This window comes from Methanobrevibacter sp., from assembly GCF_017539065.1.
Classification (GTDB): Archaea; Methanobacteriota; Methanobacteria; order Methanobacteriales; family Methanobacteriaceae; genus Methanocatella.
Genome location: NZ_JAFYHP010000012.1, coordinates 144,551 through 158,984, shown reverse-complemented (window position 1 = coordinate 158,984; position 14,434 = coordinate 144,551). Strand labels below are relative to the sequence as shown.

The following is a 14,434-nucleotide window of genomic DNA, read 5'->3' as shown; positions in this document are numbered from 1 at the left end:
ATTACTCACCCTCATCAATTTCTATTGTAGTAACTGAAAATCTATCATCCGCTTTAAGTTTTTCTGAGTTTTCACTTTCTAAAGCTTGCATTTTTTCTTTAGGATGAATAAACGGATGATTTTCATCTACTTCTTCTTCAACTGTCAATAAATCAATGTTATTTTCTCTATCTTCTTTTTTCCAGTAAGCATTAGCGATTGCATGCGCCACAAATGGTGCTAGAATAAAGTAAATTCCAGCCAAGAGATATTGGCCAAGACCAATCATAGCAATAACACAAGCAATATCAAATAAACCCACAATATGGATTCTTGCATAAAGTGCATTTTTTGTACTGCTGCTTAAGCTAATAAGGCCTATTGCTGAGATAATAATTAAGATAGCTGCAATTATAAGAAGTGCTGATTGAATGTACTCAATCATTTATCTTCACCTCCCAATGTTACAGCGAAAGCAATAGTTCCTACAAAACCAAAGAATATTAAAGCTAATGATATATCTCTATAGAATTCAAGATTATATAAACTACCACAAATGAGTAATGCTACAGCGAAGGCATTAACAATGATGGAACTTCCTAAAAGCCCCATTGAAGTGGATTTATATGCACTTGCTCTTAAGCTGGCTAGCATCATTATAACTAATGCTATAACCAAAATATATTCTGAAATAATCAATATATCCATACTATCTCACTCGTCTTTTTTGAAAATGTATTACTCTAACATTTTCTTTATATAAGGTTCAAAAGGAATAATATCCTCTTTTTTTCTTGGAGAAATAGCAGCTACTTTGATAATGTTATTTTCACTGTCCAAATCAACAGACAAAGTACCTGGAGTTAAAGAAATACTATTTGCTAAAATTGTCTGTGAAACAGGCCTCTCTAAAACTGTTTCAATATCCACGACAATAGGATCAATATTTCTCCTCATAACCCCATTAAAAGCAACGTCAATTGTTGCTTTTATGATTTCGTAAATAAGGTCAAGGAAATATATAATTCCATAACCGATTCTAGTCAAAAACATTAAATAAGCTCCATTTCATATTTTTATTAAAAAGTCAAAAATTGACCTTAAATAATAATATTATTATTTATCATGATTATTCATTATAAAGTTATGCTTTTTTAAAAAAAGTATTCAAAAATTGAATTAACATTGTTAAAAATAATTAAAAAAATATACATGAACAAAAATGCCCATTAAATTGATTAAATAATGTCAAATTACTAGTTAAAACAAGAATTAAAAGATTTTATATAGTCAAAAAAATGTTAAGTATTCGAATATACAATTTAGTAATACTTAAGCATATATTATAGTCCTAAACAATTAGTTGTCTAACCATGTAAAATATAATTGCCGAACAGATTGAATAGAATAGGAATATGGTAAATTATTGAAATCACCGCCAATATAAAGACCATGCCCAATCCAAAATTCCTATAAACCTTTTTTGAGGACACAGGTGCAAATATCTTAATTCCTGCCGGTGTGAACGAATCAAGGACAATATGTGAAAATATGCCCAAGAATAAACTTAAGACAATTTCAAGATATGAAATCTCGAATGCTGGAAGAACAAATAAACTAATGAAAAACAATGGAAGAAAAATCATCAATAGCTTCCTGTTTAAGAATAAGAAGCTCAAAAGAGCAATCAGAATGGCCATTAGCAAATAATGATTATCTATGATTGTTACAGCAGAGATTAACTGGGACCCCCAAATCAACACTAATGAAACGGCAGCAGTTAAAGTCAAAACACCAAAAATGGAGTGAGTAAAACTTCTATGTTCTGAAAAATAAAAAGTAACACCTAAAAATACAATAATTAAACCAATAAAATAAGGTAATTTAAGGATATAAAGTGAAATGAACACTATTAATCCTAAAATAATTATCTTATAGACATTATCTTTTTTGAATTTATGATCAAAATCGGGAATATTTGCACCAATCAATGTTAAAGCAATTGTTAGAGGATTGTGAAAAAACATCAATGAGAGTATGAGTGCAAATATTGAATGCCCTTTATAAGAAGACAATTAAATCACCTTAGTTAAAAATAGAATCCTCATATTTAAAAGATTAATGAGAGAGCATTTGAAAAGTAATTACACGCCAAAATATTCTAAAAAACTCACCATCTGAGCAAATGACCTTTCAACAGTTCCTTCGCCAATATTTGCAAATGGACATACAACCTCTCCAGTAATAGCAGGAACACCATTTAAATTACAAACATCCTCAACAGCCCCTTTATAAGAAGAACCTGCAAAATCTACAGATAAAACATCACATCCGATATCTTTTGAAATATAATTTGCAATTAGATAACTTTCAGGAGACGGGGCTTTTGATGAAAAAATAGATTCAATACCTGGATTTGAGGTGAAAGAAGTTGAGTGGAAATCTCCAACAAAATTAATTCCCAAATCTTCAACAGTCTGAATAATTAAATTGCTTAAAGAGTTTTTAATGTGAGCAGAACGATTTAAATCCATTGTATTTAATGTTCTCTGATTATTCATACTGGATTTAGGGGATGCAAATGGAATGAAATATATCGTATGATTTAAATCCTCATACAACATTTTATTTAATAATTTCATATTAGCAACTTGTGAAGGCAATTCATTTCCATGAATGCCTGATAAAATTAATATTTTATTTCCTTTATTTCCTAATTTAAAAATGGGAGTCCCATAAACAGATTTTTCAAGCACAAATTGAGTAAATTTGTTTAATTCTAAATTATCCAAGATGGATTTATTTCGTGAAATATATCCTCCTGAAAAATCAGAAATATATTTCATTTCTAAATTGCCAAATTCCTCAATTTTTTTGAAAAGCATAATTAAATATACAGTAAAACTCTTATTTAAAAATAAGTATGAAAATGAAGAAATATATTAAAAACTTAATTAGGCTCATAAATTATGAAAGAGATGCTGAAATTGATTTAATGACCCATGAAATAAGTACAATGTCCGGGCAAAAAAGAGAAGAGCTTGGAAGAGCCATTAATAAAGTTAAAGGGAAAAGTTTAGGTAAGGAATTAGGGCTACAAATTGTCCAGTTTGGAAGATCAGAAGTAATCGACACTGAGATATCAGTTGGAGACATGGTTTTAGTTAGTACAGATAATCCATTGCGAAGTGATTTAACAGGCACAGTGACTGAAAAAGGCGCCAGATTTATTAAAGTCGCTTTTGACAAACGTGTTCCTAAATGGGCAATAAAAAAGAAAGTTAGACTCGATTTATATGCCAATGACATTACTTTTAGACGGATGGAAGATAATCTGAATCATTTAAGTTTAAAAGGAAAAAATGCCCTGGAATATATTTTAAATGAAAGGAATCCCAAGAAAAATAGGGACATCCCTTATATTTCATACATAGATGAAAACCTTAACAAATCACAGAAAAAAGCCATTGAAAATGCATTGTCATGTGAAAACTTCTTTTTAATTCATGGACCATTTGGAACCGGTAAAACAAGGACATTGGTAGAACTAATCTCACAAGAAACTCGTCAGAACCATAAAGTATTGGCTACAGCCGAAAGCAATGCTGCAGTTGACAATATCCTGGAGAGACTAATGGAGAACAAGAAATTAAACCTTACAAGATTAGGTCATCCTCAAAGAGTTTCAAAACACAATATCACCCAGACATTGGCATATAAGGTGGAAAATCATAAGCTTAATAAGAAAACCAAAAAGATTTATAAAAATATCGATAATCTGATTGAAAAACGTAAAGTTCACACAAAGCCTACGCCGCAATACCGCAGAGGATTTGGAGATTATGAAATATTGCATAATGCCTCCCGAGGAAAAGGCGGTCGTGGAATAAGCGCCGAAAAGATGAAATCAATGGCCAAATGGATTGAAATCAATCAGGAAATCGATGAGGCCCATGATGAAATTAAACGGCTTGAAAACCGTATGATAAAAGAAATTGTCGATTCAAGCGACGTGATTCTTGCCACAAACTCATCTTCTGCTCTTGAATCAATTGCAAGAGTTAAATTTGACGTTGCAATTATTGATGAAGCTTCACAGGCCACAATCCCAAGTGTGCTGATACCGATAGCGAAAGCCCACAGATTCATTCTTGCGGGAGACCACAAGCAACTGCCTCCAACAATCATAAGCGAGAGGGCAGGGGAGTTATCAAAAACATTATTCGAGGAACTGATCAGGATGTATCCATTTAAATCCCAATTGCTGAACATCCAATATCGTATGAACAGCCTTCTCATGAAGTTTCCGAATGAAGAATTTTACGACAATAGCTTAAAAAGCGATTCCAGCGTCGATGACATAACAATCAATGACATTCTTGATGGCAGCTACCGGGAGGAAGCCTTACTTTTCATCGATACGTCGGATGCAGACAGAGAAGGTGAAACTCACCTGAAAGACTCCAAATCAATAATCAATGAGTTGGAAGCAAAAACCAGTGCCGGAATCGTCCAGGATTATTTGAATGCAGGAGTCAGCGAAGAAGATATCGGAATCATTAGCCCCTATGCAGATCAGGTGAAAATCATTCAGGAAATGACCCCTGTTGAAGTCAAAACTGTCGACGGGTTTCAGGGAAGAGAAAAGGAAATCATCATCATTTCCACTGTTCGAAGTAATGAAAATGGAAATATCGGATTTTTAAGTGATTTAAGAAGATTGAACGTTGCAATAACTCGCGCAAAACGGAAATTGATTATTATCGGTAATAAAAATACTTTAAAAGCCAATCCAACTTATGAACGACTGATAAATTTTTGTGAAGAAAGGAACTTATTGGCTAAAATTTAGGCATACCTAAACTTTTATATACTATGACAACAAACATAGTAATTGAGAGGGAAAGTAAGGACAATACTTTCAACTCACGATAGCTCTTAATTGAGGTTTTATTTTAAAACCCCCTATACAATCAGCCTCAATTAACACCCTCAATTAAGAGTTTTCTTCTGCCAACTTTTTTAAATTTTAAATACTATTAAAAATATATTATTTACTGTAAAACTTATTTTTATTATATGGTGATTAAATGACTGATAAAGTAGTTTTAGCATTCAGCGGAGGACTTGACACCTCCGTATGTGTTAAATTATTAGAAGAAAAATATGATGTAGAAGTAATTACTGCATGTGTAGATGTAGGACAAGGCGAAGAAGAGATGGAAAAAGCAAAAACAATGGCATCAAAAATTGGTGGACTAAAACACTACAACATTGATGCTAAAGAAGAATTTGCTAACGAATACATTACACGCGGAATAAAAGCAAATGCGGAATACGAAGGATACCCGTTAAGTACTGCCCTTGCAAGACCATTAATCGCTTTAAAAATTATAGAAGTAGCTGAAAAAGAGGGAGCGACCGCTATCGCACATGGGTGTACTGGAAAAGGAAACGACCAATTTAGATTTGAAGCAATTATTCGCGCAATGTCTGATTTAGATATTATCGCACCAATCAGAGAAATGAACTTAACAAGAAGTGAAGAACAAGAATACGCTAAATCCAAAGGCATTGAGTTAAGTTATGGTAAAATTTACAGTATTGATGAAAACATCTGGGGAAGAGCAATTGAAGGAGGCGTTTTAGAAGACCCTGCAAATGAACCTCCAGAAGACATTTACGAATGGACCAAATCATGGGAAGATGCAAACGACGAACCTGAAAAAGTATCCATTGAATTCGAAGAAGGTGTTCCTGTAGCTATTAACGGCGAGATGATGCCTCTAATCGAATTAATTGATAAAGCTAATGAGATTGCCGGAAACAATGCTATCGGCAGAATAGATACTATTGAAAACAGAATGATTGGTATTAAAAGTAGGGAAATCTATGAAACTCCTGGTGCAAAATTATTAATTGCTGCACACCAAGCTTTAGAGGAATTGGTTTTAACAACTGATGAGTTAAGATTTGCAGAATATATGTCAACACTTTATGCTGATTTAGTCTACTGCGCTCTCTGGCAAGAACCATTAAGAGAAGACTTAGACCAAGCAATTGACAAAATGCAAGAAAGAGTAAGTGGAGAAGTTGTAATGAAACTCTTTAAAGGATCCATTCAACCAATTATAAGAAAATCTCCATTTAGCTTACACAGCATTGAACAAATTACTTTTGAAGACAAAGAAACTGATCAAAGAGAAGTTGAAGGTATGATTAAACACCATGGTCTTCAAGCTGCAAACTTCCAAAAATTAAACAGATAGCTTTTTAGCTATCCTTTACTTCTTTTTTTAATATTATGTCTAAAATAAACGAATTGCAAAAAATTATTGATTCTTCAGAAAATATTGTATTTTTTGGAGGGGCAGGTGTTTCAACAGAAAGCGAAATACCTGATTTTAGGTCCGAAAGTGGAATATTCAAAAGTTTAGAAAAATATGGTGACACTCCTGAAAACCTTGTATCCCATAGCTATTATCTAGACCATACTGAAGAGTTTTTCACATATTATAAAGAAAATCTTATTTTTAAGGATGCACAGCCCAATCCTGCTCATTTAAAATTAGCTGAACTTGAAAAGGCAGGGAAACTAAAAGCAATAATTACTCAAAATATTGATGGCCTTCATCAAAAAGCAGGCAGCAAAGAAGTTCTGGAACTTCATGGAAGTATACATAGGAATTATTGTCAAATATGCAATAAGGAATACTCTCTGGATTATATTTTAGAAAGTGAAGGAATTCCAAGATGCGAATGCGGAGGAATTGTTAAACCTGATGTCGTATTGTACGAAGAACCACTGAACAATGCCGTTTTAAGCTTTGCTATTGATTATATATCTAATGCAGAGACTTTAATAATTGGTGGAACTTCACTTGTTGTATATCCTGCTGCAGGATTGATTGAATACTTTAATGGGAAAAATTTAGTGTTAATAAATAAAAGTGAAACACCTTATGATAATTTTGCTAATTTAGTCATTAATGATGCTATTGGAGAGACTTTGTCCCAAATCAAAATCTAGGGATTCAGGAATCAATTCTATTCCGGATAATTGATTGTCGCATCCATAAACTAGAATTTCAACCCCTGCATCATATGCATCGTTTAAAGTTTGGCTAAATATTGGGTCATTTTCCCAATTTGGTCTGAAAGATTTTCCAATAGGATGTTGGATTAAGAAAAACACCACACATCTTTTTCCTTCTTTTTTAAGTTTTATTAACTCTTTTAAGTGTTTTGCTCCACGTTCAGTTGGAGCATCCGGAAATCTTGCCTCACCATCAACAATCAAGGTAACTCCTTTAACTTCAACATAGCAAGGTTCAACTAAAAAGTTCATTCCGCAACAATCATCCTCATGATTTGCCAAATAAATATCTATTCTTGAGTTGTCAACTGTTTTTTCACGTTGATGATAGTCATAACCTGAAAGTTCTTTTATTTTTCCATCAACAATTGCATCATATACGATTTTGTTAGCTTCCTGAGAGAAAAGCGATACAAGAACACCTTTATTTTCAACAAAATGAAGTGAAAATTTAGTTTTACGATTCGGATTATCAGATGGTTTAAGCCAAACCAAGGCATCTTCAACTAATAACTCTTTACAACGCCCAGTATTTGGAACATGGGCAATTTCAAGTTTGCCGTCAACTTCAACCTCGGCAATGAATCTATTTGGACGGTTTTTAAAAATACCCTTAACGTAATCCATCTTTAATCACACTGCCAATGTAGGACACTAAATCTGTTGCTGAAAATCCATTTCCTTTCTCGTCGAATGCTCTTTCACCAGCAACCCCATTAATAAACACGCCAAGACATGCTGAATCAAATGAATTTAGTCCTTGTGCGAGTAAGCTAGCACTGATTCCTGCAAGAGCATCTCCAGTTCCTCCAACAGTCATTCCAGCATTGCCTGATTTATTAATTCTAAAACGGGTCCCGGATAATATTAAGTCATATTGGCCTTTAACAATTACAGTTCCTTTAATTTGGCGAGTGATTTTTTGGAATTGTGTGATATTTTCATCTACTCTATTAAAGTCATATGAGTCAATGTCCAATTTCAAATCATCATCGACATTGAAAAATGATTTAAATTCAAAGATATGGGGAGTCAATATGATATCATGACGATTTTTAATCAATGATAGTTCTACCTGTTTTAAACTGTCTGCATCCAAAACAATAGGCTTTTTGATTTTTGTTACCAGAACATTGAATAATTTTGAGGTTTCTTCATCAATTCCTGCTCCCGGACCAATTAAAACTGCATCAACATTATTTGCCATTTCCAATATTTCACCTGAATGTTTTAAGGATAATTTATCTCCTTCTAATGATTTGACAATTAAATCAGGAGATGTTGATTTAATAGCTTCAGCAGATTTTTCAGGAGTTGCAACATATACCAAATCACAACCTGCGCCAATTGCAGCCATTCCCGCAATAGCAGGAGCACCGGAATAATCCTTACTTCCCCCAACTATTAACAATCTTCCATTATTGCCTTTATGTGATTTTTCATCCCTATTTTTAAGTCTTAAAAAGTCGCCAAAATTTACAAAGTACTCTGCTTCAAATGGAATTCCAATGTCTGCTGTTACAAGACCTCCTACAAGTTCCTCTTCAGCATCCCTTACGCCAGTTTTGATTTTATGGAAACTGATTGTATAATCCGGAACGACAGCCAAATCACTTATTTCGCCTGTTAACGGATCCATTCCTGATGGCACATCAACACTGATTTTAACTCCATTTGACTGATTAATTATTTCAATTGCTCTTCTAACATTGGTTTGTAAGTTTCCTTTAATTCCGGTCCCTAAAAGGCTATCAATAATAACATATTCTGAATCCTTGCTTTTTGCAACTTCGCTATTATTAATATCATCTAATGTTTTTAGATTATACACATTTAAACGAGACAAACGTGGCTTCATGTTCTGCAAGATTTCGAAGTTAATTTTAGCTTCTTTTGAGCGAATATTGTCTTTCAACATATAAATATCAACATCATAACCTCTATTTAACAAGTATCTGGCAGCAACAAAACCGTCCCCACCATTTCCTCCAGAACCTGTGAAAATCACTACTTTAACGGGTTTGGAGAATGTATAAACTGCAATTTTACCAACTTCTTCAGCTAAAGACTTTCCAGCTGATTCCATTAAACATAACCTTGATAAACCTAAATATTCGCAATTATAATCTGTAACCATCATGTCAATTGGATGCAAAAAAATCACCTTATAAATTAAAATATACCTAGTTAATATAAATATAATTATCTTAAGTTAAGGAAAAATCATATGAGAAAAATAATATTAAAAATTTTAACAAGATTGCCAACGAAATACATTAGTAATGGATTAATTTTAATTATAATACTTTTTATTTACGGAATTGTAGGTTCTTATTTTATAATGGGTTTAAATTTAATTGATTCCATCTATTATTCAGTTATTACAATGGCTACTGTGGGATATGGGGATTATACTCCTCACACAGGAATCCAAAAAATATTTGCAACAACACTAGCCCTTGGAGGGGTAGCGTTACTTGCTTATGTATTCAACATCATATTAGCAAATTTCCAGGAGAAAATGAGGAAATTTTCAAAAGGAGCGAGAACATTGAAAGCAATTAACGAAATGGAAGATTATTATATTATATGTGGTTTTGGAAGAGTGGGAAAAGTAGTTTTTGATGAATTAATGCAGAGAAATCAGAATGTGATTGTGATTGATAAAGATAAGGAAATATGTGATTCAATTGAAGAAAGTGACAGGGTGGTTGTTATAAACGATGACGCAATTGAAGATGATTTAGTAGCCAAATTAGCGGGTGAAAAATGTAGAAGCGTTATAATCTGTACTGGAGATGATGTCGACAATCTGTTTATTGTTTTAACCATCAGAGAAACAAATCCTGACGCTTGGATTGTTTCAAGAGCAAGCAAACTTGATAATGTTAAAAGACTTAAAAAAGCTGGTGCAGATAAAATTGTATCCCCTGAAATTATTGGAGGACAAGATTTATACTATGAATCAGTTAAACCTCATGTTCTAAGGATTACTGTAAAACACACAGTGGATGAGATATACGATGAGTTTAAAATAATATCTGATAATGGCTGTACCTTAGAAAGCATTGAATACCATATTCCTGGAATTGAAACTCCGTTTACCCGTAAAATTAAAACAATGAACCTATTAGATGGGCAAAAATACGTGAATTATCTAAACACACATGATGATCAAAGACAAGCGTTGAATAATTTATATAAAACTGTAAATAACATACACTCCCATTTAATTTCCGGTCCGGATAAATCTACCTTCAACAAATTACTAAAAGAATTGGAAAAACAAGAAGAGATTATTGGCATTGATTTAACTAACAAAGAAATAGCTGAAATTACGGCAAAGGAAATTAAATAATGTTAATTGTACTTTTGGCTGAAACATAGTACTTGTTATTTCCAGAATAAATCACAACATTATGCCTGCCAATGTCTAAACTTGAGGCATTAAACTTAGCTACCCCTTTCGAATTTGTTTTGACTGTGTAAACCTTATCTGAAATTTTTATTTTCAGCTTAAGATCACCAATAGCCACTTTAGTTTTCTTATTTTTAACAGTTACTTTAAACTTAGTGGATTCATTAAGAGTTTTAGTTAATTCCGGAGCTTTAACAGTAGTAACTGTTTTGATTAACTTATCGATACTTCCAAACTTATGTTTTCCAAGGTATTTTGAAGAGGGAGTTGCGGGTAGCTTATTTTTAGAAATGAATTTATTTCCAAAGTAAATACTATCTTTTAAATGTCCGGTGCTTCTTCCCAGTAACTGCCCGTTATCATTAGCGGCATAAACTTTTACCTTTGAGGTTGTCTTGCCTTCAGTAGTTGTGGCTTTCCAATGAAATGCGGTTATTCCCCTTCTATTAATTCCAAATGGGTCTGTTGCTGCAACTTTTATTGCTGCATCTTTAGGATTTTTGCTGAATTTTTCCCATGTACTATGCCTAAACGAGGATATGCCATTTGGAACGCTTAAATATTCCCCGGCTTTTAACTTGCCCTTATAAATGGCGCTTCCCCAAACAAGACCATACTTGCCATTCGGCGCTTTAATTGCAAAGTGACCCATGCCCAATGACCTTTCATATTTTTGAACTTTTTTAAGGGAGGCTTTATTTATTTTACCAGATTTAACCATTTTTCCAGCAAGTTTTTCAATGCCCTTATTAATAGTCGGGTTATCAATTCCGCCAGTTCCCACCATCCATCCGTCGGAAGTGACTATTGTATGGAAAAAGTAACTGTTGGTCTTATACTGTTTTACTGCTGTTCTACCATTCCATTTGCATTTTACAATATGTATTTTAACTGCATTTGTTCCGTCTCTTCTAAAACCTGTGAGAGATTCCGAATTGCTTACTTGGACATAAAATGAACAGCACCCGTATTCTTCTGTTGGTTTAACTGTCAGGGTTGCCTTACTGTCTTTAGATTTGATATTTTTATTCTTCTTAATCGAAGTTGCAACTTTATAGAATCCCACCTTAAAATTCTTTTTTAAAGTGGCTATGCCATTAGCATTAGTTGTAGCATAATAAGTTTTATATTTATTGTTGCCCATATAAACCTTAAAAGTTACCTTAATTCCTTTTACAGGAGTTTTAGTGATTTTATTAAGGATTTTTGCTTTAAAAAATAAATCTGAATGCCAATGAGTCTTATAATTTTTAGTGCAAATTACTAAAGGAGCCTTATCTACTTTAACACTTGCATTCACCATGCTGGCAGAATAATTCTCATCTCCTCCAAATTTAATTGTTGCGGCATATGCATTCGGCTTTAAATTAAGTTTTAAAACGACTTTGCCTTCTTTATTGCTGCATTTATTGTAAATCTTATTGTTTATAAAAATAGAAACTTTTTTATTGGAAAGTGGCTTATTGTTGGAGTCCTTTAAGTAACTAACTAATTCCACATCCTCTTTATAATACGTTTTAATATCTTTAGCTTCAATTTTTGTATTTTTCCGACTAGATATCTCATCAATAACTTTTGAAGATTCGTTTGTAGAGCTATCAATATCTTCAATCATTAGATTATTATCGCTATCTTGAGAAATTACTCCATCAGTTAGGGAAACATCAATAGTGCCATTGTCATTAGCTGAAACAAATCCAATACTTAAAGCCATTAACAGTAAAATTGGAAAGATTAAAAATTTATTCATTTTAAACCAACATTAGTATCTGTTAAATTTAGTATGTTTAAAATGATATATTAAATTATAGTAAAATTGAAAAAAAGAGAAAAGAAGAGAGTTTAACTCTCTAGAATAAATCATGTAAGTTTATGATGTAAGAACCTAAGTTTCCGTCGAAGTTACCTGCACTGATTTCAAGTACGCCGTCAACTGAACAAGCTGCAACAATACCTGCTTTCATAGCTGCTTTTACAGATTCTTCATCTAAACCGTCAATAACGATTTCGAATACGCCATCAGCATCTTCTCTAATGTCAGATTCCACTTCGTCTTTTAATGTTACACACATTTTTTCGTTAGTGGATGCAGGTAAAAATGTATATGAATTGGATCCTACTTTGGAACCGGATGCAACAATACCTCCAGGGAATGGAGTAATTACACCTTTAACTTGAGAAATAGCTTTAACTGCCATATCTGCTGCTTTAACACCAGTTATTTGGTCTTTTGCTAAAATGAAGAAGTTTCCTCCTGCTACACCATCTTTGTATCCGAATTCTGATTCTACTAAGAAGTCACCGGACATGATTGGAATAGAGTGGATTTTTCTTCCGTCGATGCAACATTCTTTTTCAAATCCGTCACCGAAGAATTTTAATTTTTTACCGATTTTTAAGGTTTCTTCTGATTCGAGTAAGTTGAATGCTGCTGCGGTAGGAGCAGTTAAAACACACATTCCGATTCTTTCCATTAATTCATGATCGAGTGCTTTTTTGCCCATGTGGCAAATCATGATTGCATATCCAGGTCTTCCATCAGGTGTGCATTCAGCTGGAACATAGCAGTCAATACCTGCTTCTGCAGGACATCCAATAACAGAAGTTCCGTAACCGGTTGCTTCAGTAGCTGCAATTTTTGCTAATTTTGCGGTTGCAGCTGTAACTAAGATTCTACTTACTTTAATTCCAAAACCTTCTGCATAAGTATCTTTAATTTCTACGCCATTTATTTCCATATTTTCACCAAAATTTTTTTAAAGAATTAAATTTTTTGTGATAATAAAATTTATGATTATATATTAAAATAAAGTTTTCTATTTTAATTGAAACAACATTTTTTCATAAAATTTTAAAAAGTTCAAAATCATTTGACCCCAATGAAATCATCAATGAATGGAATTTTGCTTAAAATATAGATTATAATCCAGGAAAATACAAATCCCACAATAAATAAAATAATATATTCAGCAGAAAAGCCTAAAGAGAGATGCAAAATTTTACGGGTTACCATAATAAGCTGACTGTGAATTAAATACATTCCATAACTGCACATTGCAACCGATGAAACCACATTTTTTACACCGTTTCCAGGATTGTTTAAAAATGAACTTGTTTTAAATAGGCAGAATACCCCAATAGCTTCCATCATGACCAAAATAGAATATCTATGAAAAACAAATAGAATGGTTGTATCAACAACACTATAAGAATAAAACATCATCAATGCGGCAGGAACCATAATAAATATCAAAGCCACAATAGGATTATTAAATATTTTTCTTTCATTGTATCTCAAATAATAGCCTAAAACAACAAAACCTATTGGACTAACGAAAAATGACACTATTTCCGGAACCGGAGCCATTAATGTATGGGCGGCAATGATGTATATCATCCATATTATTAAAAAATACTCCACTTTAGACAAATCCGTATTGTTAATCCATTTATTGAATATCGGCATTATAATATACATCCCCAGCATCATCCAGAAAAACCAATAAACAGCAGATCCCGGTGCTTGACATGTTAGAGTATCCCAAAACACTTTTAACATATCCAAAATTCCGAATTTAGTAACAAAATCAATACTTGAAATGAAATAAGATGCTGAAATCAACATGATGCTGAAAATAAGTGACCAGAAGATGAACGGTTTTGTAATTCGCGGAATGCGTTTAGAAAAAAAGCTCCTAATGTCCCAATCCCTTCCAAGCAGCAGTGCTCCGGACAACATTAAAAATAATGCAATGCCTATTCGGAAGAAATTATTTGCAAATATCTCAAAAGCACCATTGAATGAATAAATCGTTGAGATATTATAATTCATTATTTCCCCAAGGTGGCCAGTGACATGCAATAAGACAACACATAAAATAGCAATTGTCCTTAGAGCATCAAAGTAAAATATCCTTTTAGAATTATTAAAAACCATCAGA

Annotated in this window: 14 protein-coding genes; 4 read left to right on the top strand and 10 right to left on the bottom strand. The window is 32.9% G+C overall.

Annotated elements, in window-relative coordinates:
* Position 1 precedes the first annotated feature (1 nt).
* The 5 genes from IKS50_RS02850 to IKS50_RS02830 all read right to left on the bottom strand — a co-directional run bounded on the left by IKS50_RS02850 (position 2) and on the right by IKS50_RS02830 (position 2,864).
* Positions 2-424, bottom strand: coding sequence for a cation:proton antiporter (locus tag IKS50_RS02850; RefSeq protein ID WP_292845028.1), 423 nt, complete (start codon positions 422-424; stop codon positions 2-4).
* The gene (locus IKS50_RS02845; protein WP_292845025.1) at positions 421-687 is read right to left on the bottom strand and encodes a hypothetical protein; all 267 of its coding nucleotides are present in this window, start codon (positions 685-687) and stop codon (positions 421-423) included. The genes IKS50_RS02850 and IKS50_RS02845 overlap by 4 nt, the downstream gene beginning before the upstream one ends.
* Positions 688-717: 30 nt before the next feature.
* Positions 718-1,032: a monovalent cation/H+ antiporter subunit E gene (locus tag IKS50_RS02840; protein ID WP_292845021.1), complete on the bottom strand. Its 315-nt coding sequence runs from the start codon at positions 1,030-1,032 to the stop codon at positions 718-720.
* 314 nt (positions 1,033-1,346) lie between these two features.
* Positions 1,347-2,054, bottom strand: a complete 708-nt coding sequence (locus IKS50_RS02835) for a metal-dependent hydrolase (protein WP_292845018.1) — start codon at positions 2,052-2,054, stop codon at positions 1,347-1,349.
* Positions 2,055-2,123: 69 nt separating this feature from the next.
* On the bottom strand, positions 2,124-2,864 hold the full coding sequence (locus IKS50_RS02830) for a succinylglutamate desuccinylase/aspartoacylase family protein (protein WP_292845015.1): 741 nt from the start codon (positions 2,862-2,864) through the stop codon (positions 2,124-2,126).
* A gap of 44 nt (positions 2,865-2,908) precedes the next feature.
* Here IKS50_RS02830 and IKS50_RS02825 point away from each other — a divergent pair, with 44 nt between their 5' ends.
* The 3 genes from IKS50_RS02825 (at position 2,909) to IKS50_RS02815 (ending at position 7,009) form a co-directional block, all read left to right on the top strand.
* Positions 2,909-4,831 carry an IGHMBP2 family helicase gene (locus tag IKS50_RS02825; RefSeq protein WP_292845012.1) on the top strand — a complete coding sequence of 641 codons (1,923 nt, stop codon included), beginning with the start codon at positions 2,909-2,911 and terminating at the stop codon, positions 4,829-4,831.
* 238 nt (positions 4,832-5,069) lie between these two features.
* The gene (locus tag IKS50_RS02820) at positions 5,070-6,248 is read left to right on the top strand and encodes an argininosuccinate synthase (RefSeq protein ID WP_292845009.1); all 1,179 of its coding nucleotides are present in this window, start codon (positions 5,070-5,072) and stop codon (positions 6,246-6,248) included.
* A gap of 35 nt (positions 6,249-6,283) precedes the next feature.
* Complete coding sequence (locus IKS50_RS02815) at positions 6,284-7,009, top strand: NAD-dependent protein deacylase (protein ID WP_292845006.1); 726 nt, start codon at positions 6,284-6,286, stop codon at positions 7,007-7,009.
* Here the strand turns inward: IKS50_RS02815 and sfsA are convergent.
* Positions 6,959-7,702, bottom strand: coding sequence for a DNA/RNA nuclease SfsA (gene sfsA / locus IKS50_RS02810; protein WP_292845004.1), 744 nt, complete (start codon positions 7,700-7,702; stop codon positions 6,959-6,961). The two genes, IKS50_RS02815 and sfsA, sit on opposite strands and share 51 nt — an antisense overlap.
* Complete coding sequence (locus IKS50_RS02805) at positions 7,689-9,230, bottom strand: NAD(P)H-hydrate dehydratase (protein ID WP_366664911.1); 1,542 nt, start codon at positions 9,228-9,230, stop codon at positions 7,689-7,691. Before IKS50_RS02805 ends, sfsA begins: the two co-directional genes overlap by 14 nt.
* A 72-nt stretch (positions 9,231-9,302) precedes the next feature.
* Here IKS50_RS02805 and IKS50_RS02800 point away from each other — a divergent pair, with 72 nt between their 5' ends.
* The gene (locus IKS50_RS02800; RefSeq protein ID WP_292844999.1) at positions 9,303-10,433 is read left to right on the top strand and encodes an NAD-binding protein; all 1,131 of its coding nucleotides are present in this window, start codon (positions 9,303-9,305) and stop codon (positions 10,431-10,433) included.
* Here IKS50_RS02800 and IKS50_RS02795 read toward each other — a convergent pair.
* From IKS50_RS02795 to IKS50_RS02785, 3 genes are all read right to left on the bottom strand, one after another.
* The gene (locus IKS50_RS02795; protein ID WP_292844996.1) at positions 10,426-12,207 is read right to left on the bottom strand and encodes a hypothetical protein; all 1,782 of its coding nucleotides are present in this window, start codon (positions 12,205-12,207) and stop codon (positions 10,426-10,428) included. The two genes, IKS50_RS02800 and IKS50_RS02795, sit on opposite strands and share 8 nt — an antisense overlap.
* Before the next feature lie 136 nt (positions 12,208-12,343).
* Positions 12,344-13,231, bottom strand: a complete 888-nt coding sequence (fhcD, locus tag IKS50_RS02790) for a formylmethanofuran--tetrahydromethanopterin N-formyltransferase (RefSeq protein ID WP_292844993.1) — start codon at positions 13,229-13,231, stop codon at positions 12,344-12,346.
* Between the two features lie 128 nt (positions 13,232-13,359).
* On the bottom strand, positions 13,360-14,430 hold the full coding sequence (locus tag IKS50_RS02785; protein WP_292844991.1) for an acyltransferase: 1,071 nt from the start codon (positions 14,428-14,430) through the stop codon (positions 13,360-13,362).
* Positions 14,431-14,434: the final 4 nt, after the last annotated feature.

Coding starts and splice junctions, on each gene's coding strand:
- IKS50_RS02850 (WP_292845028.1), bottom strand. CDS start 424: ATGATTGAGTACATTCAATCAGCACTTCTTATAATTGCAGCTATCTTA.
- IKS50_RS02815 (WP_292845006.1), top strand. CDS start 6,284: ATGTCTAAAATAAACGAATTGCAAAAAATTATTGATTCTTCAGAAAAT.
- fhcD (WP_292844993.1), bottom strand. CDS start 13,231: ATGGAAATAAATGGCGTAGAAATTAAAGATACTTATGCAGAAGGTTTT.
- IKS50_RS02820 (WP_292845009.1), top strand. CDS start 5,070: ATGACTGATAAAGTAGTTTTAGCATTCAGCGGAGGACTTGACACCTCC.
- IKS50_RS02830 (WP_292845015.1), bottom strand. CDS start 2,864: ATGCTTTTCAAAAAAATTGAGGAATTTGGCAATTTAGAAATGAAATAT.
- IKS50_RS02825 (WP_292845012.1), top strand. CDS start 2,909: ATGAAGAAATATATTAAAAACTTAATTAGGCTCATAAATTATGAAAGA.
- IKS50_RS02785 (WP_292844991.1), bottom strand. CDS start 14,430: ATGGTTTTTAATAATTCTAAAAGGATATTTTACTTTGATGCTCTAAGG.
- IKS50_RS02845 (WP_292845025.1), bottom strand. CDS start 687: ATGGATATATTGATTATTTCAGAATATATTTTGGTTATAGCATTAGTT.
- sfsA (WP_292845004.1), bottom strand. CDS start 7,702: ATGGATTACGTTAAGGGTATTTTTAAAAACCGTCCAAATAGATTCATT.
- IKS50_RS02795 (WP_292844996.1), bottom strand. CDS start 12,207: ATGGCTTTAAGTATTGGATTTGTTTCAGCTAATGACAATGGCACTATT.
- IKS50_RS02840 (WP_292845021.1), bottom strand. CDS start 1,032: ATGTTTTTGACTAGAATCGGTTATGGAATTATATATTTCCTTGACCTT.
- IKS50_RS02800 (WP_292844999.1), top strand. CDS start 9,303: ATGAGAAAAATAATATTAAAAATTTTAACAAGATTGCCAACGAAATAC.